Annotated in this window: 21 protein-coding genes; 6 read left to right on the forward strand and 15 right to left on the reverse strand. The window is 57.9% G+C overall.

The features are described from left to right. Window positions 1-71: 71 nt before the first annotated feature. Together BFG58_RS12945 and BFG58_RS12950 are read right to left on the reverse strand one after the other, a co-directional pair. On the reverse strand, window positions 72-950 hold the full coding sequence (locus BFG58_RS12945) for a U32 family peptidase (protein ID WP_008501480.1): 879 nt from the start codon (window positions 948-950) through the stop codon (window positions 72-74). 7 nt (window positions 951-957) lie between these two features. Next, the gene (locus BFG58_RS12950) at window positions 958-1,953 is read right to left on the reverse strand and encodes a peptidase U32 family protein (protein WP_045415306.1); all 996 of its coding nucleotides are present in this window, start codon (window positions 1,951-1,953) and stop codon (window positions 958-960) included. A gap of 211 nt (window positions 1,954-2,164) precedes the next feature. Here BFG58_RS12950 and BFG58_RS12955 point away from each other — a divergent pair, with 211 nt between their 5' ends. Beyond that, complete coding sequence (locus BFG58_RS12955; protein WP_045910093.1) at window positions 2,165-2,689, forward strand: SCP2 domain-containing protein; 525 nt, start codon at window positions 2,165-2,167, stop codon at window positions 2,687-2,689. Beyond that, window positions 2,683-3,186 carry a GNAT family N-acetyltransferase gene (locus BFG58_RS12960; RefSeq protein WP_045910092.1) on the forward strand — a complete coding sequence of 168 codons (504 nt, stop codon included), beginning with the start codon at window positions 2,683-2,685 and terminating at the stop codon, window positions 3,184-3,186. Before BFG58_RS12955 ends, BFG58_RS12960 begins: the two co-directional genes overlap by 7 nt. On the opposite strand, the gene BFG58_RS12965 is transcribed toward BFG58_RS12960, so the two are convergent. Next, complete coding sequence (locus tag BFG58_RS12965) at window positions 3,173-3,502, reverse strand: GIY-YIG nuclease family protein (protein WP_008501484.1); 330 nt, start codon at window positions 3,500-3,502, stop codon at window positions 3,173-3,175. The two genes, BFG58_RS12960 and BFG58_RS12965, sit on opposite strands and share 14 nt — an antisense overlap. A gap of 14 nt (window positions 3,503-3,516) precedes the next feature. Here BFG58_RS12965 and BFG58_RS12970 point away from each other — a divergent pair, with 14 nt between their 5' ends. Continuing rightward, entirely contained in the window at window positions 3,517-3,951 is a 435-nt protein-coding gene (locus BFG58_RS12970) for a YhbP family protein (RefSeq protein WP_069719912.1), read from the forward strand. Here BFG58_RS12970 and BFG58_RS12975 read toward each other — a convergent pair. Beyond that, the gene (locus tag BFG58_RS12975) at window positions 3,931-4,449 is read right to left on the reverse strand and encodes a type 1 glutamine amidotransferase domain-containing protein (protein WP_069719913.1); all 519 of its coding nucleotides are present in this window, start codon (window positions 4,447-4,449) and stop codon (window positions 3,931-3,933) included. The two genes, BFG58_RS12970 and BFG58_RS12975, sit on opposite strands and share 21 nt — an antisense overlap. 128 nt (window positions 4,450-4,577) lie before the next feature. Between BFG58_RS12975 and BFG58_RS12980 the strand changes: the two genes are divergently transcribed. Next, window positions 4,578-5,222: an NAD(P)H-binding protein gene (locus BFG58_RS12980; RefSeq protein ID WP_045910091.1), complete on the forward strand. Its 645-nt coding sequence runs from the start codon at window positions 4,578-4,580 to the stop codon at window positions 5,220-5,222. A gap of 39 nt (window positions 5,223-5,261) precedes the next feature. After that, on the forward strand, window positions 5,262-6,299 hold the full coding sequence (locus tag BFG58_RS12985) for a permease (RefSeq protein ID WP_069719914.1): 1,038 nt from the start codon (window positions 5,262-5,264) through the stop codon (window positions 6,297-6,299). Between the two features lie 65 nt (window positions 6,300-6,364). Here BFG58_RS12985 and dolP read toward each other — a convergent pair whose 3' ends face one another. From dolP to BFG58_RS13005, 4 genes are read right to left on the reverse strand one after another with little or no spacing between them, the layout of a single operon-like run. After that, the gene (gene dolP, locus BFG58_RS12990; RefSeq protein ID WP_024906379.1) at window positions 6,365-6,940 is read right to left on the reverse strand and encodes a division/outer membrane stress-associated lipid-binding lipoprotein; all 576 of its coding nucleotides are present in this window, start codon (window positions 6,938-6,940) and stop codon (window positions 6,365-6,367) included. Between the two features lie 9 nt (window positions 6,941-6,949). Then, the gene (gene diaA / locus BFG58_RS23890) at window positions 6,950-7,540 is read right to left on the reverse strand and encodes a DnaA initiator-associating protein DiaA (RefSeq protein WP_003861754.1); all 591 of its coding nucleotides are present in this window, start codon (window positions 7,538-7,540) and stop codon (window positions 6,950-6,952) included. Between the two features lie 21 nt (window positions 7,541-7,561). After that, window positions 7,562-7,957 (reverse strand): YraN family protein, encoded by a 396-nt coding sequence (locus BFG58_RS23895; RefSeq protein ID WP_045910089.1) that lies wholly within the window; start codon window positions 7,955-7,957, stop codon window positions 7,562-7,564. Then, a complete protein-coding gene (locus tag BFG58_RS13005) occupies window positions 7,915-10,089 on the reverse strand; it encodes a penicillin-binding protein activator (protein ID WP_069719915.1) in 2,175 nt (724 codons plus the stop codon). The genes BFG58_RS23895 and BFG58_RS13005 overlap by 43 nt, the downstream gene beginning before the upstream one ends. Before the next feature lie 62 nt (window positions 10,090-10,151). Here BFG58_RS13005 and rsmI point away from each other — a divergent pair, with 62 nt between their 5' ends. Continuing rightward, entirely contained in the window at window positions 10,152-11,015 is an 864-nt protein-coding gene (gene rsmI / locus BFG58_RS13010; RefSeq protein ID WP_048028870.1) for a 16S rRNA (cytidine(1402)-2'-O)-methyltransferase, read from the forward strand. Between the two features lie 69 nt (window positions 11,016-11,084). Here the strand turns inward: rsmI and BFG58_RS13015 are convergent, their stop codons facing one another. The 7 genes from BFG58_RS13015 to agaF form a co-directional block, all read right to left on the reverse strand. Further along, window positions 11,085-12,974: an enterotoxin gene (locus BFG58_RS13015; protein ID WP_069719916.1), complete on the reverse strand. Its 1,890-nt coding sequence runs from the start codon at window positions 12,972-12,974 to the stop codon at window positions 11,085-11,087. Between the two features lie 16 nt (window positions 12,975-12,990). Beyond that, on the reverse strand, window positions 12,991-14,163 hold the full coding sequence (locus tag BFG58_RS13020; RefSeq protein WP_069719917.1) for a MalY/PatB family protein: 1,173 nt from the start codon (window positions 14,161-14,163) through the stop codon (window positions 12,991-12,993). 12 nt (window positions 14,164-14,175) lie between these two features. Next, the gene (gene malX / locus BFG58_RS13025; protein ID WP_045415298.1) at window positions 14,176-15,747 is read right to left on the reverse strand and encodes a maltose/glucose-specific PTS transporter subunit IIBC; all 1,572 of its coding nucleotides are present in this window, start codon (window positions 15,745-15,747) and stop codon (window positions 14,176-14,178) included. A 115-nt stretch (window positions 15,748-15,862) separates the two neighbouring features. Continuing rightward, the gene (gene kbaY, locus BFG58_RS13030; protein WP_048225073.1) at window positions 15,863-16,735 is read right to left on the reverse strand and encodes a tagatose-bisphosphate aldolase subunit KbaY; all 873 of its coding nucleotides are present in this window, start codon (window positions 16,733-16,735) and stop codon (window positions 15,863-15,865) included. A gap of 12 nt (window positions 16,736-16,747) precedes the next feature. Next, on the reverse strand, window positions 16,748-17,893 hold the full coding sequence (locus tag BFG58_RS13035; protein ID WP_069719918.1) for an SIS domain-containing protein: 1,146 nt from the start codon (window positions 17,891-17,893) through the stop codon (window positions 16,748-16,750). 246 nt (window positions 17,894-18,139) lie between these two features. Continuing rightward, window positions 18,140-19,273: an N-acetylglucosamine-6-phosphate deacetylase gene (gene nagA, locus BFG58_RS13040; protein WP_069719919.1), complete on the reverse strand. Its 1,134-nt coding sequence runs from the start codon at window positions 19,271-19,273 to the stop codon at window positions 18,140-18,142. After that, window positions 19,270-19,704 (reverse strand): PTS galactosamine/N-acetylgalactosamine transporter subunit IIA, encoded by a 435-nt coding sequence (gene agaF, locus BFG58_RS13045; protein ID WP_045355421.1) that lies wholly within the window; start codon window positions 19,702-19,704, stop codon window positions 19,270-19,272. Before agaF ends, nagA begins: the two co-directional genes overlap by 4 nt. Window positions 19,705-19,713: the final 9 nt, after the last annotated feature.

The following is a 19,713-nucleotide window of genomic DNA, read 5'->3' on the forward strand; positions in this document are numbered from 1 at the left end:
CACTTTGTCGACGGTGAATCTTTAATACTGCATTAAAAAATGATAACCGTTGTTAACAAAGTGAGCCTTTTTTAGGCCTGAAGTTCCAGCCCGGCCAGACGCTTCCAGTAGCCGTTACAGTCGCTGTTTGCCGTCAGCGGCAGCGGAGCAGCGCCGTTTTCGTTAGCGCGGAAGGCGTCCAGCATCGCGAACACGCCGGTATCCAGCGGTGACAGGCGCACCATATCGACCAGCCCGTCCATCGACGCCAGCTCGTTGCCCAGGTTATAGACATAGCCGCTCATGGTCTGAATACCGTTGAGAACAAACACCTGCTGATTCTCCTGCGACAGCATGCTGCGCCCGTTCGGATACTTAATGCAGCAGGTTTCGCACTCGTCTTTCGGACGATCTTCCGAGCGTGCGGTAAAGCAGCGGGCGGAATAGGCCAGCGGCAGATGCCCGTAGCTCAGCACTTCCACTTCAAACTTGTTGCGAATGCCCAGCTCTTGACACTGCGTGAGCAGGTTTGCCAGCCAGTCGCGGGAGAGTTCCACCGGCATGCACCAGCGCGTCATCCCCTGTTTGAGCAGCAGGCGCAGGGTCACCGCGTTGTAGCAGTTCAGGGCATGACCCGCGACAAACGGCAGCTTGCGCTCGGCACACATGTTCACCACGCCGAGATCGCTCGCTTCCAGCAGGAACTCGCCGTTCTCAACGTAGCGTTTCAACTCGCCCAGTTCAGAAGAGGCCTGCACCAGCGCGAGCGTGGAAAGCACCACCTGTTTGCCGCTTCCCGCCAGGCTTTTCGCCATCTCCAGCCAGTCGCCCACTTTCGTCGCCCGGCGTTTGCTGCACACCGCTTCGCCGAGGTAAATCACATCGGCGCTGCTGGTGGCGGCCTGCTGGTAAAAATCTTCCAGCGTCTCTTTTGGCCAGTAGTAAAGCACCGGCCCTAATGAATATTTCATGATTTTCTCACTGCCATTTACGGTGATACGCGCCCAGCGTGGTTTGCGTGCCTTCGGACATCGATCCGAGCGTTTCCATCCAGGCCTGCTGCGGCGCGTAGTTCTGCGGGTCCGCCAGGCAGCGGTCGATGGCCTGACGCCACACTTTCGCCACCTGGCTCACGTACGCCGGGCTGCGCTGGCGACCTTCGATTTTCACCGAGGCAATATTGGCCGCCAGCAGCTCCGGCAGCAGCTCCAGCGTGTTAAGGCTGGTGGGCTCTTCCAGGGCATGGTAACGCTCGCCGTCGACCAGATAGCGGCCTTTACACAGGGTGGGATAACCGGCGTTTTCACCGTCCTGATAGCGGTCGATCAGCACCTCATTCAGGCGGGATTCCAGCCCCTGCGGCGTTTGCTGCCAGCGGACAAAGCGGGCAGGGGAGCAGGCCCCGACGGTATTTGGCGACTCACCGGTCAGATACGAGGAAAGATAGCAACGGCCTTCGGCCATAATGCACAGGCTGCCAAAGGCAAAAACTTCCAGCGGCACTGGCGTGACGCGTGCGAGTTGCTTAACCTGATGGATAGAAAGCACGCGCGGCAGCACCACGCGGGCCACGTCAAAGTTTCGGTGATAAAAACGCACGGCCTCTTCGTTGGTGGCAGATGCCTGAACAGAGACGTGGCGCTCAATATGGGGATAGCGTTCTGCCGCATACTCAAGCATGGCGAGGTCGGCCAGAATCAGCGCATCGGCACCCAGTTGTGCCGCCATATCCACCGCGCGCTGCCAGCGGGCGTACCCGTCAGGATGAGCAAAGGTATTGATGGCGATATGCAGCTTGCGGCGGTGCTGGTGAACGAAGTTAACGGCTTCCTGAAGCTTTTTCTCCGTAAAGTTGAGGCCAGCAAAATGGCGGGCATTGGTGTCATCTTTCAGCCCGATATAGACCGCATCGGCCCCATTTTCGATGGCCGCCTTAAGCGCCGGAAGGTTTCCGGCAGGGCAGAGCAGCTCCATAATTTATCCTGATGTTGTCGATCGCAAAAATGTTAACGAGCTGGGATTTTAATTAACCCATACGCGACAATTTTTGATTTAAGGCAGCTAATGGCGTATTGATGGCACCAATAATGAGGTTGTCCGGACGACGGTTTGTTGATTTACGCCGCTATGTTGTGCGTCGGATATGGCAAAATAGCAGGACTATAGATATCAGGGAGTAAAGCTCGTGCTGGATAAACTGCGTTCACGTCTCGTACAATTTGGCCCATCAATGCTGAGCGTGCCGGTCAAGCTGGCGCCGTTCGCGCTTAAACGTCAGGTGCTGGAGCAGGTCCTGAGCTGGCAGTTCCGCCAGGCGCTGCAGGATGGCGAGCTGGAATTCCTGGAAGGCCGCTGGTTGAGCATTGAGGTGCGTGACATCGGGCTGCGCTGGTTTACCTCCGTTGAGAATGACCAGCTGATCGTCCGCGAAACCGCCGAGGCGGACGTGAGCTTTAGCGCCAACGCCAGCGATCTGCTGATGATCGCCGCGCGTAAACAGGATCCGGATACGCTCTTCTTCCAGCGCCGTCTGGTGATTGAAGGCGACACGGAGCTGGGCCTGTACGTGAAGAATTTAATGGATGCCATTGAGCTGGAGCAGATGCCGAAAGCGCTGCGCGTGATGTTGATGCAAATGGCAGATTTCGTTGAGGCCGGGCTGAAAGCCCCGCCGGACAGTAAACACACTTCAGTAGGTGAGCCATGCTGATTCGAGTCGAAATAGGGATTGATGCGCCGGGGATCGATGCGCTGCTGCGCCGTGCTTTCGCGAGCGATGCCGAAGCCCAGCTGGTCCACGATCTCCGCGAAGACGGTCTGATTACGCTGGGGCTGGTCGCCACCGATGACGAAGGTCAGGTGGTGGGCTATGTTGCCTTCAGTCCGGTCACCGTTCAGGGCGAAGAGCTGCAGTGGGTCGGTATGGCGCCGCTGGCGGTGGATGAAAATTATCGCGGGCAGGGGCTGGCGCGTCAGCTGGTCTATGAAGGGCTGGATTCGCTCAATGAGTTCGGTTATGCGGCCGTTGTTGCGCTGGGCGATCCGGCGTTCTATGGCCGTTTAGGCTTCGAGCAGGCCGCGCATTACGATCTGCGCTGCCGCTGGCCGGGTACGGAATCCGCATTCCAGGTGCACCGTCTGGCGGACGACGCGCTCAACGGCGTCAATGGCCTGGTCGAGTACCACGACCATTTCAATCGCTTTTAATCAGGCTCTCGCGTAGCGCCTCAAAGGAGCCGTCTCCGGTCACGAGGCGCTCTTTCTGGCGCTTCGTCAGCTGTTTGATGCGGTATTCCAGCCTGAGCGCCAGCGATCGGTCACCGACGGGCGCCGAAAAGGCGAGCTGTAATTCCCCTTTCCCTCGCAGCGCTTTTGCCCCTTTCCCCGTTTGATGTTGTAAAAAACGCCGCGCCACATCGGTGGTTATTCCGGTGTAGAGTGCGTTATCAGCGGTTCGGACGAGATAGAGAAACCAGCACACGGTAAACAGATTCAGTATGTTAAGGTGAACGCACCATAGCATGAGAGAGAACGAAAATGGAAACACTGGCAGCCATCAACCGCTGGCTGGCGAAGCAGCACGTCGTCACCTGGTGCGTCTACAGCGAGGGTGAGATGTGGTGCGCAAACGCGTTTTACTACTACGATCCGGAGCGCGTCGCGTTTTATGTCATGAGTGAAGACAAAACGCGTCATGCGCAGATGACCGGCCAGCAGGCGAAGGTCGCGGGCACGGTGAATGGCCAGCCGAAAACGGTCGCGCTGATCCGTGGAGTACAGTTTAAAGGGGAAATCCGTCGTCTGGACGGAGAAGAGAGCGACGCGCGTCGTAAGCAGTACACGCGCCGCTTTCCGGTTGCCGCTGCGCTAAAAGCCCCGGTGTGGGAAATCCGCCTCGATGAGCTGAAATTTACCGACAACACCCTGGGCTTTGGCAAGAAGCTGCACTGGCTACGCGCCGAGCAGGCGTAGCGCTTCGCGGTTAAACGCCGGAAGATCGTCCGGGGTCCGGCTGGTGATCAGCTGGTCTTTGTCGTTGACCACCTCCTGATCGTAAAACTCGGCCCCCGCGTTTTTCAGATCGATAACGATCGGTTTCACCGCCGTGAGCTTACGCCCGCGGACAACCTCCGCGCTGATGAGCAACTGCGGGCCGTGACAGATGGCAAAGACCGGTTTGCCGGTAGAGACAAAGTCCCGGGTGAAAGTCACGAAGCGCTCGTCTCCGCGCAGGGAATCCGGTGAATGGCCGCCGGGTAACAGCAGGGCGTCAAAATCGGAGGGGCTAACGTTATCGATGGTCTCATCAATGGTTACGGTCGCCTCGCCCTTATGACCTGTCACCGTTTTGCCCACTTCTTTCTCGATGGTGATGACCTCATGTCCCGCCTTGCGGAACGCCTCTGCAGGAGAGGTGAATTCTGAATCTTCAAACTCGTCGGTAATCAAGACTGCGATTTTCTTGCCCATGCTTCCTCCGTTGTTTTGGCTTCAGACTGATTTTTCTCCGCTTGTGGTAAATACTTACCTGTAACAGACTTCTAAGTGTGGTCGACGACGCTGAGTTCGCAAACGGACAATTCTGTAAAGGGGATACGATGAGTCAGGTACTGATTACCGGGGCTACCGGGCTAGTGGGCGATCATCTGCTGCGGCTGCTGATTCAGGATCGCCGCGTGAACTACATCGCCGCCCCGACGCGTCGACCGCTGGCGGACATCTCCGGCGTCTTTAATCCGCACGATCCTCAACTGACGGATGCGCTGGCGCAGGTGCAGGATCCCATTGATATCGCGTTTTGCTGTCTGGGTACCACGCGGCGGGAGGCGGGGAGCAAAGAGGCATTTATCCACGCCGACTATACGCTGGTGGTGGACACCGCGCTTACGGCGAAAAAGCTGGGGGCCAGACATTTTCTGGTGGTCAGCGCGCTGGGCGCCAGTGCCGGATCGCCTTTCTTCTACAACAAGGTGAAGGGCAAGATGGAGGATGCACTGATTGCGCAGAAATGGGAGCAGCTGACGATTGTGCGCCCCTCGATGCTGATCGGCCACCGCGACGAGCGTCGCTTTAACGAGTCGATCCTGGCCCCGCTGTTTCGGATCCTTCCCGGCAACTGGAAAGCCATCGAGGCGCGGGATGTCGCGCGGGCGATGTTAAAAGAGGGACTGGCCCCGTCAAAAGCGGGCGTAAACATTATCCCTTCGGCAAAACTGCGTGAAATCGCGCAGGGCGAGGCGTAAACTCCCCCGGCTAATTACTCATACTCTCCGGGGAATGCTATGACTGGTCAGTCTTCATCTCAGGCGGCAACACCTGTTCAATGGTGGAAGCCCGCACTCTTCTTTCTCGTGGTCATTATTGGCCTCTGGTACGTGAAATGGCAGCCGTACTACGGCAAAGCCTTCACCGCCGCCGAAACGCACAGCATCGGTAAATCTATTCTCGCTCAGGCGGATGCCAGCCCGCTTCAGGCGGCGTGGGACTATGCCATGGTCTACTTCCTTGCCGTCTGGAAGGCTGCCGTCCTGGGCGTGATCCTGGGCTCACTGATTCAGGTGCTGATCCCGCGCAACTGGCTGGTGAAAACCCTCGGGCAGCCGCGCTTTCAGGGGACGCTGCTGGGGACGATTTTCTCCCTGCCGGGCATGATGTGCTCCTGCTGTGCTGCACCCGTGGCGGCAGGCATGCGCCGCCAGCGCGTATCAATGGGCGGCGCACTGGCGTTCTGGATGGGCAACCCGCTGCTCAATCCGGCGACGCTGGTGTTTATGGGCTTTGTCCTGGGCTGGCATTTCGCGTTCATTCGTCTGGTGGCCGGACTGCTGACCGTGCTGGTGGTGGCGACGCTGGTGCAAAATCTGGTGAAGGATAAGATGCCAGAGTCCGCGTCTGTTGAGCTGGACGTCAGCGAGCCGCAGGGCGGGTTCTTTGCCCGCTGGGGCAGGGCGCTATGGCAGCTTTTCTGGAGCACCATCCCGGTCTATATCCTGGCGGTACTGGTTCTCGGCGCGGCGCGCGTCTGGCTCTTCCCGCATGCGGATGGCGCTATCGACAACACGCTGTTGTGGGTCATTGCGATGGCCGTTGCAGGCTGCCTGTTTGTGATCCCTACCGCCGCAGAAATTCCTATTGTTCAGACCATGATGCTGGCCGGCATGGGCACCGCACCGGCGCTGGCGTTGCTCATCACGCTGCCTGCCATCAGTCTGCCGTCGCTGATTATGCTGCGTAAGTCATTCCCGGCGAAAGCGCTTTGGCTGACCGCGGGGCTGGTGGCGTTGAGTGGGATGATGGTGGGAAGTATTGCGCTTCTGTGAAAAACGCCCGGTGGCGCTACGCTTACCGGGCCTACAAAAAAATCCCCTCACTTGAGGGGATTTTTTTATTTAATGTAAGTAAACGCGGTGGTGACGTGCTTCACGCCGCTCACCCGGCTGGCGATATCGGCCGCCGCTTTCCCTTCACGGTCGGTCACCAGACCCAGCAGGAACACTTCACCGTTTTCCGTCGTCACCTTCACGTTGGAGGATTTCACCTGGTCCGAACCCAGCAGCTGGGAACGCACTTTGGTGGTGATCCAGGTATCGGAAGAAGCATCACCCAGGCCAATTGGCTTGCCTTGACGCACTTCGTTAAACACCTCTGTGGTCCCTTCAACGCCCATCGCAATCTGTTTCGCACGCGAGGCGAGTTCCATATTCGGCGCCTGGCCTGCCAGCAGCACTTTGCCCTGGTAAGCCGTCACGTTGATACGCGCCTCTTTTTTGATCTGTTCGTCTTTCGACAGCGCACTGTTGACGCGCAGCTCCAGCGTACCGTCATCCACCTGTGTCCCCACAGAGCGCGGATCGGTTGCCGCTTTGGTGCCTACTGCGGCGGTACCCACAACGGCCGCAGCGATACATCCCTGAAGCAGTAATGCAGACATAAGGACTGCGAGGGTCGATAAAGCCTTCATAAGAACTCCTTAATCATCCTGGTGAGGGAAAAGCGTGTTATCGATCAAGTCACATAAGCAGTTCACCGTGAGCATATGCATTTCCTGAATACGTGCGCTCCGGTGAGAAGGAATGCGGATTTCCACATCCTGCGGCCCAAGCAGACCCGCCAGCTCACCCCCGTCATAGCCGGTTAAGGCCACGATAGTCATGTCGCGGGTGACGGCGGCTTCAACGGCTTTGACAATATCCCGGCTATTGCCGCGCGTGGAGATGGCCAGCAGCACATCTCCGGCATGACCCAGAGCTCGCACCTGCTTTGCGTAAATTTCGTCATGCAGACGATCGTTAGCAATCGCCGTTAAGACCACATTATCGGTGTTAAGTGCAATGGCAGGTAAACTCGGGCGTTCTGTTTCAAAACGATTGATCATGCTGGCAGCAAAATGCTGTGCGTTGGCGGCTGACGTGCCGTTGCCACAACAGAGGATTTTGTTGCCGTTTAGCAGGGATTGCACCAGCGTCATTGCGGCACGCGAGATAGCATCCGGAAGGGCTTCCGCCGCGGCAATCTGAGTCTGGATGCTTTCTGTGAAGCACACTTTAATTCTTTCGAGCACGTTATCCCTTTTAAATCTTAATTATGCGTCTTCGCCAAAAGCGTTTTTAAGCCATTCGATCTCATTTCCGGTGAAGGCTATCACATCGAACCGGCAATCCACAGTATCAAAACTCCCATTATGGCGGGCAAGCCACAAGTGGGCAGTCTGTAATAATTTATGTTGTTTGGCGAGCGTCACGCTGGCGGCAGCACCGCCAAAACGGGAGGACTGTCGAAAGCGCACTTCTACAAACACGATGACCTGACCGTCTTTCATGATCAGGTCGATTTCGCCGCCACGCCCGCGGACGTTGGCGGCGATGAAATGCAGTCCTTTGCCTTCAAGCCAGCGACGCGCCTTTAACTCCCACGCATCGCCGGTCTGTTTACGGCTTAACTGGCCGGGACGATCTGCCCCTGCTGGTATTTGAGCCATGATAACTTCCTGTTAATCACACAATCCTGAGTGGCGGTCAGATCGCCGGTGTTGCCGTTAAGCTCGAAGCCCGGCATCTGACGCATCTGGGTAAAGTGGTTCGCCAGCGCCCACGCATCAACCCCCATCGCATACAGACGCGCCAGAGAGTAATCGTTACGCACCGCGCTCAGCGCCTGCTGCATCAGGGATGGATTGCTGCCGGCCAGCATCGGGATTTCGCTGTACTGCAGACCGTCCATTTCCAGACGGAAATCTGGACCTGCGGTGCCCTGTGCGCTACGGGAGCTGGCGTAGAGCGTTGCGCCGCTCTGGCTGCCGTTACGCATTGCAATCATCGGTTTGATAAAGGCGATCTCCTGCGGTGTGGCAACGATATAGGCCGCATCCACTTTACCGCCACCGCTAATCTGCGCGTCGGTTGGCGGTGCAGGGATCGTCAGGCCGCCAATCGTCACGCCCTGCTGCTGTGGCAGGCTCGCGGTAACCGGGCTACCGTTAAGCGCGATACCCGCCCCGCCGTTGACGCCCGCGCGCAGTTCAGAGACGGAACCGAATTTCTGATGCAGTACCACGCCGCCGCCCAGCTTCTGCCACTCATCGGCAAAGGCATTGGCCACGCGATCGCCCAGCGCGCTGCGTGGGATGAGCAACAGCGGTGCCTGCTTACCCTGTTCGTGAATATGACGCGCCGCATCGCGGGCTTCATCTTCCGGAGAGAGCGCGAAGTAGCAGATATTGGCCCGGTTCTGAACCTGCTCTGGCTGGTTGAGCGCCAGCACGTTCAGCGTGGTATTGCTCTTCATCAGCTCTTCCACGTTGTTTTTCAGCAGCGGTCCGACAACGATGCTCGCGCCATCCTGTTGAACCTGCGCCAGAACCTGGTCCAGCGGCTGCGAACTGGTATCGTAGATTTTCAATTCAGCGCCCGGGTTGGCGCTGGTGGTTGCCACGGACTGCGGCTGCGCGGCAGGTTGAGCAGTTGGCTGTGCAGGCTGCTGTTGAGGCTGTTCTGCTGTTGTGGCAGGAACTGGAGCAGCGGCTGGCGCCGCTTGCGTCTCGGCCGGAGCCTGGGTCACAGGTGCTGTAGTAGACGGAGCTGCTGTCGCTGGCGGCGTCGTCGGGGCCGTCACCGGGTTTTGCATCGTGCCCTGCGCTGGCGCTTGCGCCGTGGTCAGGTCGCTGGTCTCTGCGGCGGATGGGCTGACAACCTCATTCACGTTAGCCGCCTGGGCCGCCTGTGCGGGAACGGCGCTGCCGGTGACCGCCGTCGTGCCGTTTTTCGCCGCTTCAAAGCCCTGCTGAATGGTGCGTCCAAACACCGCCGCCTGGCCGTTGAGTGGCAAAAGGAGGGCGATTTTGCTGGTCGAGGCAGGCTTAAAGTTCTGCACGTTCACCAGCTGGGTTGGCAGCATTTTCGCGCCCGGGTTTTGCGGGTAGCGCGTCTGCCAGTCCGTAATGCCGGCTTTTAACATCTTAGGATCGCTGCGGTTGTTAAACCACATCTGCTGCAGATCCAGCCAGCCCTGCAGGACGTTTTCATCCGCGTTGATGACCAGCGCCTGCGCCTGTTCCTGCGTCATCGACGCCAGCGCTTGCCAGGTGGCATCAATATTTTTCTGCTTATCAGCACCGCCAAGCAGCGGCTCTTGCGCGACGAGCGCACGGAGCAAGGTCAGGGAAGGGCGTCCCTGCTCAGCGATAATGCCCGCCTGCCAGAAGCGCGCCTGCTGGTTTTTATCCAGCGCGCTCACGTCGATATCACCGAGGATCTTCTTCGCGGCGGCGTAATCTTTCAGCGCAACTTTCAGCTCGGCAGAGAGCAGGCTCTGCTCACGACGCTGGGCGTCGTTAAGATCTTTTGGCAACTGGTTAAACAGTTCGGCTGCCCGCTGGGTTTTACCCTCTTTTAGCAGTGCACGAATGGCGAGTAATTGCCAGTTGGTCTTGGTATCATTTGAACTCTGCGACATTTGTTGCAGATAAAAGCCAGAATCAGCCTGAGCAGAACCCTGGAGATGGGCGGTGCTCTGGTCAGGTGCCTGGGTGCCACAGCCTGCAAAGATCAGGGCTGCCAGCAGAAGCGGCACGCTGCGCGCGGCTTTTTTTCGAAGAAACGTTAACGGTACCATACTGTATCCAGTGATTTTTTTTACGCAATGCTCAATATTAAATCGGCAATACGGACGAAACAATGAAACAACACGAAACGGCAGATAATTCTCAAGGCCAGCTTTATATTGTACCTACTCCTATCGGGAATTTGTCTGATATTACCCAACGTGCGCTGACCGTACTGCAAGCTGTTGATTTAATTGCTGCTGAAGACACCCGCCATACCGGCTTACTGCTGCAACATTTCGCGATTAACGCCCGTTTGTTTGCTCTGCACGATCACAATGAGCAACAAAAAGCCGAAACGCTGGTGGCCAAACTGAAAGAGGGGCAAAACATTGCCCTGGTCTCCGATGCCGGTACGCCGCTGATCAACGATCCGGGCTATCACCTGGTGCGTACCTGTCGCGAAGCCGGTATTCGCGTGGTACCCCTGCCGGGACCGTGCGCCGCGATTGCTGCGTTAAGCGCCGCAGGTCTGCCGTCTGACCGTTTCTGCTATGAAGGCTTCCTGCCCGCTAAATCCAAAGGCCGCCGCGACGTCTTAAAAGACCTGGAAGCGGAACCGCGTACCCTGATTTTCTACGAATCCACGCACCGCCTGCTGGAGAGCCTGGAAGATATGGTGACCGTCTGGGGGGAAGGCCGCTACGTGGTGCTGGCGCGCGAGCTGACCAAAACCTGGGAAACCATCCACGGAGCACCGGTAGGTGAACTGCTGGCGTGGGTGAAGGAAGACGAAAACCGCCGCAAGGGTGAAATGGTGCTGATCGTCGAAGGGCACAAGGCGGAAGAAGACGCGCTTCCAGCCGATGCGCTGCGTACGCTGGCGCTGCTGCAGGCGGAACTGCCGCTGAAGAAAGCCGCTGCGCTGGCGGCAGAAATTCACGGCGTGAAGAAAAATGCGCTGTATAAGTATGCGCTGGAGCAGCAGGGGGAGTAAGGCATCTCCTGCCCGTTTTTGCCGGGTGGCGGCTACGCCTTACCCGGCCTACAGATCTTTAAGCGTCTTTTAGCTAGCAGGTATTGCCTCAAACACCAGCGTTTCCAGCGGTTGCAGCGTAATCACCACGGCGTTTTTGTACGCCTCCGGTACGGTTGAATTACGGCCATACACCGCCTTCAGACTAAACTGCGCCGCGTTTCCTGTCGGGACTTCGAAATCTCTCGTCAAATCCAGGTAGTAGCTTTGCGGCTTATCCGACGGGTTACGCAAGCCGAGAATCGCTTTGTCCTTGCTCCATGATGCCCAGCCGTAAACCTGCAGCGCCGTTGGGTCGCCGCCTATCCAGTGGGTGTCCACCAGCACGCTGGCGTTTTCCCGGGACCATTTCGCGGCCTGCGCCAGGGTGTCCCACTTCGCCTTATTCAGCATTGACGGGGTGATATACAGCTCCTGCAGCTGCGTACCGGTCGCGAAATAGCTCCAGACCTGGTCGGCAAAATCGCTGTCCGTTTGTACCTTCTCCAGACCGTAGTAGGCATTCTCCGCGCTGACGATCCCGTGGTACATCAAGGAGTTCAGCGGGAACAGCGGGCCCTTGCGCACAATCGAGCGGTACGTTTCCGCATCGCGGTAGGTCATCCACTGCTGCACCGGCGTGCCGGGGCCGTACAGGTTGATGTCGTCCCCCTGGCGCCAGATCGAATCAGCGTAGAACAGCCAGGACGGGCTGGCGTTGGTCCCGGTGGTCAGGTTGATAAACAGGTTTGGGTTAGCGCTGCGCATGTTATGCAGCAGGGCGATAGAGGCGTCAAAATCCGAGGCGAACGGACTGCCCTTAATATGCGAATTGGCGTTTCCCATCCCATCAAGTTTGAACGAGGTAATGTGTTCGTTTTTGATCAGCTTAACGATCTGCTCATTGAAGTTCTTAAAGTAGTTCGGCCCTGACAGCGCCAGCTTCCCGTCGACGGTTTCGAATCCATACTCTTTTGCATGCGAGACGCGAATGTCGCGGGGCTTGTTGTAGCCTCCCCACGGTGAGAGCCACAGCCCGACCGAGCTGTGCAGGCTGTCGGCTTTTTCCCGTACCTTGCCAAAACCGTTGCTGAATGCCGGGCCAAACAGCCAGCGCCCGGTAAGGTCGTCCCAGCCGTCGTCCAGCAGGAACGCGTCCAGCGCCACGCCGCGTCCGGTGATAAATTCCTTATTCCACTCGTCCATCCGCCCCAGCACATCCTGCTCGGAGTAAGGTGTAAAGAAGCCGATGTCCATCCAGCTGTTGTAGTGCAGGTAAGGCTTATACGGACGGGGGCGCACGGCATCGATGAACTGGTTCACGCTGCGGCGCAGTTGGCTGGTTTCCGGGAAGGTGCCGAAATACATCGTGTAGCTGACCGGCGTTTCAGGCTGAATGGGGGTTTTCAGCTCGACGTTGAGGTTGGTCGTCGCTTCATAGGCGTAAGTATTCACGATCGGTTTATCCGGCAGAATAAAGAACGAATCAGCCACGATCGGCGAACTGTTAATGGCACCGTCAACATACGGTGCCTGAGACTGCTTTTTTGTCGGGAAGAAGGTGATTTTCGCCACGTCTCGCGGCTGACCAACAGCCGCGAGGGTGTAATCGATACTGGCATACTTATCCTTCACCAGATTCAGCTTCACCGTTACGTTAAAATCCGGGCGCGTAAAGTCGATGACAATCGCGTTGTCCCGCTTTTCGACATGCTTGATGGAGAAATCAGCGGCGTGGATTTTTGTCTCATCCGGCAGCGTTAGAAAGAACAGCTCCTGGGGCGTGAGCGGATGGTTAGCCTTGCTGTCCTTCACTACTACCGTTGCGTTTGCATCATCAAACGAAAGGGCAATATTGTCGTTATTGAGCGCGTAGTTGGCGGCCGCCGCGCCATGAGAAACAGAGAGAGCCAGCAGCGAAAGAGTGAGCACTTTTTTCATCGGGTTTAGATCCTTATCAGTAATGCTTCAGCATTCGGGTAATGGACTGCTCCAGCCAGTAGCGCTGGGTGCCGAAGTTAATCCGCAGGTAGTTTTCGCCGTTTTGCACGTAGTGGCTGCCGTCTTCAATGACCACGCCCGCCTGCCGGGCAAAATGTTGGGTTAACTGGGTGGCGCTGCGCTCGTCGGCGCTCACGTCTATCCAGGCCAGATACGACGATTCCGGGTTCATCATCTTCCACGCCGGGAAGTGGGTCTGAATCGCGTCTGCAAGGTAGCGCGCGTTGCCTTGCAGATACCCGTTCAGCGCGTCGAGCCACGGCAGACCGTGTTGATAGGCGAGGATAATCCCCCATACGCCGAACATATTGGGGGAAGTAATCGAGTTCTTCTCAAGCTGCTGGCGGAAGCGCTGGCGCAGCGAATCGTCCGGGATCATCGAATAAGACGTTTTCAGCCCGCCCAGGTTGAAGGCTTTATTGGGGGACGTCAGCACGATCAGGTTGTCCTGCGCGGCACAGCCCGAAGTCAGACAGCTGACGAATGTACCGTCCAGAATGTGCTCGGCGTGAACCTCATCGACCACCAGAATCGTGCCGTAGCGTTTACAGAGATCGGACACCTGCCGTATCTCATCTGCGCGCCAGATTCGGCCCGAGGGGTTATGCGGCGAGCAGAAGAACCACAGTTTTGGACGGTGGGTTTTGAGCTGATCTTCAATCAGATGAAAATCCAGCTGATAGCGGTTTTCCTCCACGCGAAGCGGGTTAACGAGGACCTTAACGCCCTGGCGCTGTGCCGCCATTGCAAACGGGTCGTAGACTGGGGTGTTCATCATCACGCTGTCGCCAGGCTGGCAGAACGCCTGAACCGTGTAGTGCAGGGTGGACACGGTGCCGTAGGTCAGCGTGATCCACGACCTGTCTACCTCAACCTGATGACGCGTGCGCTGAAAGGCGATCGTCGCGTCGTAGAATTCGTCGAAACACCACGTATAGCCAAAGGTGCCGTGCTCCACGATGCGCTGGAAGCCTTCAATAACGGCGGGCGGTGAGGTGAAATCCATATCTGCGATCCACAGCGGAATAAACCCCTCCGGAACATCACCAAAGCGTGAGCAGACAAACGCATGGTCCCATTTACGGCACTTATCGCTTTTACGCTCGATGATTTTGTCGAAATCAAACACAACGACCCCCTGTTAAATTAAGGCTTCAATGCCGGTTTTGACGCTCTGCACCTGCGGGCCGATGATCACCTGTACGCTGTGAGCATCCAGCACCACCACCGACAGGGCGCCCGCTGCTTTCAGCGCCTGCTGATCGATAAGGCCCATCTCTTTCACCACCAGACGCAAGCGGGTGATGCAGTTGTCGAGCGACTCGATGTTCTCTTTGCCACCGAGCGCCTGCAGGATAAGCCCATGATCGTATTTCGATTTTCCACGCGCGCGGGTGTTGGCTTCGACGGCCTGCTGTGCAGCCTGTACATCCACTTCACGTCCCGGCGTCTTGATATCGTGTTTGAGGATGTACCAGCGGAAGACGACGAAGTAGATAGCAAACCAGGCGATACCGACCGGGAACAGCAGATACCATTTGGTCGACATCCCCTGCATCACGCCAAAGATCAGCAGATCCAGAATCCCACCGTCGGTGTTGCCGATGGTCACCCCAAGCAGGGCCATCACCATCAGCGCCAGGCCCGACATCACGATATGGAAGGCGTAAAGCGCAGGCGCGATAAACAGGAACAGGAACTCAATCGGCTCTGAAATACCGGTAACGACGGACACCAGCACGCCGGAAAGCAGCAGTCCCTTAATCACCGGGCGGTTTTCCGGACGCGCGGTGCGGTAGATGGCGTAGGCCACGGCAGGTAAGCCAAAGATAAAGGTCGGCATAAACCCTTGTGACAGAAACGCGGTAACGTGCGGGCTAAACGGCAGTCCGGCTTTCAGCTCGGCGTAGAAGATATTCAGCGCGCCGGCCACTTCATGGCCGTTGACCATCTCAATCCCGCCTGCTGGCGTGAAGCGCACCATCGCCAGCAGAATGTGGTGCAGGCCGAAGGGTTTAAGCAGCAGCACGCCCACGCCGTAAAGGAAGGGGCCGAAAACGCTGGTGCTCTGGATAATATGGCCAATCCCGGCAATCCCCAGCGCCACGTATTCCCACAGCAGGGGAATGAACAGCCCGACCAGTGAAAGGGTAAGGGCGGTGATAATCGGTACAAAACGGATGCCGCTAAAGAAGGCAAAGGCGTCGTGGAGGACCGTGTCCTGAAAACGCTCGTGCAGGAAATAGGTAATCACCCCCACCACGATGCCGCCCAGCACGCCCATCTCCAGGGTCTGGATCCCCAGCACGATCGATTGTCCCACCTGTCTCATGGTCGCGGCATCGGCAAGCTGGTGGGTGGCGGTCAGGTAGTAGTTGATACTCATGTTCATCAGCATGTAGCCAACGAACCCGGCAAAAGCGCCCACGGCCTTGTTGCGTTTCGCGAGGCCCATCGGGATCGCCATGGCGAACATCAGCGGCAGATACGTAAAGGCGAAGCCGCCCACCATGGCGATAAAGCCAAAGGTCAGCTGCGTTAACTCGCCGCCCAGAAAGGGAAAGCTTTTAATGGTGGAAGGGCTGGTGACGGAGCTACCGATCCCCAGCAGCAACCCCATGAAGGCCAGCAGGGAGACCGGGAACATAAAGGTCTTTCCCAGGCTTTGGAAAAATTCCCACGCTTTCGATTTAAACGACTTTTCCTGTGTCATGTAGGGACTCCTCGGATTTTTAGGATAATGGAAGGCGCTGTCCGGCTTAAGGACGCGCCTTCATATTTGCGAGGCTTATAGTTATTTTTAAGTACTGACGTAATGCGCGATGGGATCAGGCTTCCGCTGGAAGCAGCAGCCGGTTTGCGGAGCCGCAAACGGTGATTTTGCTTCTGACCACCTCTTTCATGGCGTCCATGCCGACCCGCATATAGAAGCGCGGATCGTTGCCCTGCGGGTTGTCGGCAAACCAGGCTTTCACCGCGTCAGAGAAGGCGATTTTCAGCTCGGTTGCCACGTTAACTTTGCACACGCCCAGTTCGATGGTGCGACGCACATCCTCATCCGGCACATCGCTCGCGCCGTGCAGCACCAGCGGCACGGTGACGACTTCACGGATCTCGGCCAGCCGCTGGAAGTCGATTTTTGGGCGCTTGGTATACAGGCCGTGAGCGGTGCCGATGGCGACGGCAAGGCTGTCGACGCCGGTCAGTTCGACAAAGCGTTTCGCTTCCTGTGGATCGGTGAGAAACGCGCTTTCCGCATCAACACTCATGTCATCTTCCACACCGCCCAGGCGGCCCAGTTCGGCTTCGACGCTGCAGTCGTTGAGGTGGCAGAAATCGACCACCGACTTCACCAGCTTCACGTTCTGTTCAAACGGATAGTGGCTGCCGTCGATCATCGCGCTGCGCACGCCCGCGTTGACCTTGCGGCGAATATCGTCCAGCGATTCGTGGTGATCGAGGTGCAGCGCCAGCGGCATGTCGTAGGTGAGGGAGTAGGCGCTGCACAGGGCGTAAATCTCTTCCAGCGCAATATGCTTAAAGGTTCCCGGCGTGCCCGCGAGGATCACTGGCGATCGCATTTCGCTGCACACTTCTAAGATCGCCTGGATCGTCTCCGCGTTGTGGATGTTGAACGCCGGAACGGCATAGCCTTTTGTCTGCGCGTCCTGGAGAAGATATTTGGTCGAGATAATACTCATAATCAGTTCCTCTTAAGCCTGCCACGGATGAATAACAACGCCCTGCACCACGCGGTTGACCGTCCCGCTGGCGGATGGCGTATCGGGCGTATTGCCTACGCTGAGCGACTGGGTAAGGGCAAAGACCTGCGCATACATCAGGAAGCAGAACGCCTGTTCCATATCGCTAAACGGACGGGAAGGCGGCAGGAGAATATGCGGCCCCGCTTCAATGGCCGGATCGTTTTCAGCGGCGATGGCGACGACGCGCAGGGCCTGGCGATCGCGGCGCAGCTCGGCCAGCAGATCCAGATCGTACTGGCGCGTATACGGATGGCTGGAGATGAACACCACCACCAGCGTTTCGTTATCCACCAGCGACTTCGGCCCGTGACGGAAACCGGTGGGGGAGTCGTAGAATGCCGCCAGCTTGCCCGCCGTCAGCTCCAGCACCTTCAGCGCCGATTCGCGTGCCGCGCCCTGCAGACCACCGCTTCCCAGATACACGACGCGTTTCCACGGTTCGCTGCCAAAGACGCCGTGGCTGAAATCGCCGAGCGAGGAGAGGATCGCCTGACAGCGATCGGCCACGTCGCGGAAGGTTTGACTGTTGATCGTTTCCGGGGCGAATACGGCCAGACAACTCGCCATCATGGTGGTGATGCTGCTGGTCATCGCGAACCCGCGATCGTGCGTTTCGGCAGGCATCAGCAGGGCATAAGCGTTATCGCTGTCGACGGCGGTCTGGTACAGGCTTCCGGCCTCGTTACAGGTGATCGACAGGTGGTAGCACTCCGGTACGAACTGATTGGCCAGCTCAACGGCTGCGACGCTTTCCGGACTGTTGCCGGATCGGGCAAACGAAACCAGCAGCAGCGGATGCGCAGGGCTGAAGTAATCCATCGGGTTTGTGACCAGGTCAGTGGTCGGGACGGCGGAGATAGTTTTCCCGGTGTGGCTCGCAAGCCATGGCGCAATGATATCGCCGATAAACGCGGACGTGCCCGCGCCGGTCAGGACGATCCGCAGATCGTGCTTGCGCAGCAGCGGCGTCAGGAAGCTGTCGATCGAAGAACGCAGGCTATCGATATTGTTGAGCGAGCGGATCCAGCTGGCAGGCTGCTGGCGGATCTCTTCCTCGGTCCAGGTGCCGGTTGCGGCGGTGGTAGTTTGTGGCATAACTCAGTCCTTAGTCGTGTGAATTCCACATCAGACGCTGGCAATCGTGTCGCTATCTTTCGTTTCGTTTCACTTGTTCACTTTAGCAGTTGAATAAAATCTATAGAAAAGAAATCGAAACTTCAACGAAAGAAAAGAAATAAAACGAAAAGTGTGATCGTGAAAGGAAGAGGCAGATTAAAGGAAAGGAAAAGAAAGGCCTTACGGTTTCAGGCCGTAAAGCTAAAAGGAGACACAATGAAAGGGCTAAAGGGGGAGAGCCTGGCCCTGAATCCAGATCTGCTGGAGGTGTAAACCCCCGTTCAACGCATTGAGATTCGCGCGTTTACCCGGCGCTAACGAACCGAGTTGGTTATCCATACCCAGCAGGCGGGCGGGATGCAGCGAGGCCATATGAATGGCGTCTTCGGCAGAGATACCTGTATGTTCCACCATATTGCGTACAGCGGCATCCAGCGAGAGCGTGCTCCCGGCCAGCCCGCCGGAGCTGGTTCGAACCACGCCGTTTTGCATCGTGACCGCTTCACCACAGAGCGTATACCGACCATCCGGCATACCGGCTGCCTGCATGGCATCGGTGATCAGCACCAGGCGTTCTTTTGCGCAGCAACGGCATAACCGCATGGCTCCCGGATGGACATGGTGGCCGTCGGCAATCAGCTCCAGCCACGCCCGTTTGTCCGTCAGCCCTGCGCCGACCATGCCGGGTTCCCTGTGGTGCAGTCCCGTCATGCCGTTATAGCAGTGCACCAGCCCATCGGCACCCGCGTCAAACGCGGCGAGGGTTTGATCGAACGTAGCGGCGCTGTGGCCCAGCATCACGCGTATTCCGCGCTGTTTAAGATGGCGAATCGCCAGCAACGCGCCAGGTTTTTCCGGCGCCAGCGCCACCACCCGTAACGTGCTCAGTGAAACGTCAATCAGGCCGTCCAGCTCGGCGACATCCAGTTCCCGGAACAGGTCAGGCGGATGCGCCCCTTTGTTCTGCGGCGTAAAGTACGGTCCTTCCAGGTAGCTGCCCAGGATCTGCGCGCCGGGGCCGCCCGACTGACAGCGACGGGCGATTCGCGCGAGCGCGCCGTGGATAGCCTCCAGCGGCGCGGTAACGGTGGTGGGTAAAAAGGCGCCCACGCCTTCGCGCGCTTTATGCATCGCGAGAATATCCAGCACGTCAGGCGCATCATCCATCACGTCCACGCCCGCGCCGCCATGGACGTGCGTATCGATATACGCCGGGCAGAGCAGTTCCGCATCGCGCGACGTCACGCCCGCCGGGACAGGCTCAATAGCCGCAATCACGCCGTTTTCAATGCGTAGCTGGTGGTCATCCAGCCAGCCCTGTTCGGTAAGCACCCGCCTCGCGCGCAGCAGCTGCCTCATATCCCTTCCTCGGCAGGGGCTTCCTCGCGACAACGTCCCAGTTCGTCTACGAGGCTCGTCAGGCCGCGGTGCCCGCACTCCAGCGCCTGCAGACGAAACGCTTCGCTGCTTAATCCGTCGCGCTCCAGCACCATCTCCAGCAGCAGCTGCAGGTTGGTCCCGGTGATCACTTCGCTCCCCGGCCGTTGCATGGCGAGCGTCGATGCTACGCGAAACGGCGTGCCGCCGAGCAAATCGGTGAGAAACACAATATCGTGCTCTGCATCGAGTTCACTCACAGCCTGCTCAAGCTGAGCGGTCAGCCGCGCGGTGGTGGACGTTTCAGGAAAATCGATGGCGATAAACTGTGGTTGTTCGCCAAGGATCTGCTTCATCGCCTGCTCAAGCCCGCTGGCAAAACCGCCGTGACCCGTCAAAATAATGCCTAACATCGCAACCTC

Source organism: Enterobacter sp. ku-bf2, assembly GCF_001742765.1.
GTDB lineage: Bacteria > Pseudomonadota > Gammaproteobacteria > Enterobacterales > Enterobacteriaceae > Enterobacter > Enterobacter quasiroggenkampii.